General features: G+C 68.8%; 1 protein-coding gene. It reads left to right on the top strand.

From position 1 onward, the window contains the following. Positions 1 to 64: 64 nt before the first annotated feature. Positions 65 to 735, top strand: a 671-nt coding sequence (locus tag H7A73_RS17925) for a hypothetical protein (protein ID WP_182067237.1), incomplete at its 3' end; no start/stop codon positions are given.

The following is a 735-nucleotide window of genomic DNA, read 5'->3' as shown; positions in this document are numbered from 1 at the left end:
AGGGTGTGTTCGGCGCGCACACAGCAGCCGCGCCGAGCGCGACAACAGCAAAGGACTGATCACGATGCGTAAGAGCCTCAAGACCTCCATCACCCTCGCCACGACCGGCGCCCTCGTCCTCGGCGGTGCCGCGTTCGGGATCTCCTCCGCCCAGGCCGCGACCCCGAACGTGCACACGGTGTCCTCGTCGTCCGAGTCGAAGATCCCCGCACCCGTCGCCTCGGTCCCCGAGGTCCTCGGTGGTTCCACCGCCGTGAAGCTCGACTCCGGCTTCACCGACGCCCTCACCGCCCTGAAGCTCACCCCCGGCGTCTCCGGCGACGCAACCCTGGAAGACGGGTCGGTGTCGTTCCCGATCACCGCCGGGTCGGTCACCTACTGGTCCCCGGACGGCAACTACCGCCCCTACGTGCAGGGCCTGCTGAACCACGACGACTCGGGTCTGACCCTGAAGGCCGGCGACACCACCGTCACGCTGGAGAACTTCGTCGTGAACCCGGGCTCGTCCAAGCTCTACGGCGACGTCCTCGTCAACGGCAAGGTCGCCGCGGCCAACGCGTTCCTGTTCGAGCTGCACGGCGGCTCCCTCAAGCCCCTCCAGCTCGAGGGCGACAACGCCATCCTCACCGGCACCACCGTCCACATCTCCGAGGACGCCGCCGGCCTGCTGAACAAGACCTTCGGCACCGACGCCGTCAAGCGCGGCCTCCTCGTCGGCACCGCCACCATCACCGC

The organism is Curtobacterium sp. ME12 (assembly GCF_903970855.1).
Classification (GTDB): Bacteria; Actinomycetota; Actinomycetes; order Actinomycetales; family Microbacteriaceae; genus Curtobacterium; species Curtobacterium poinsettiae_A.
This window is presented reverse-complemented; position numbering and strand designations above follow the sequence as displayed.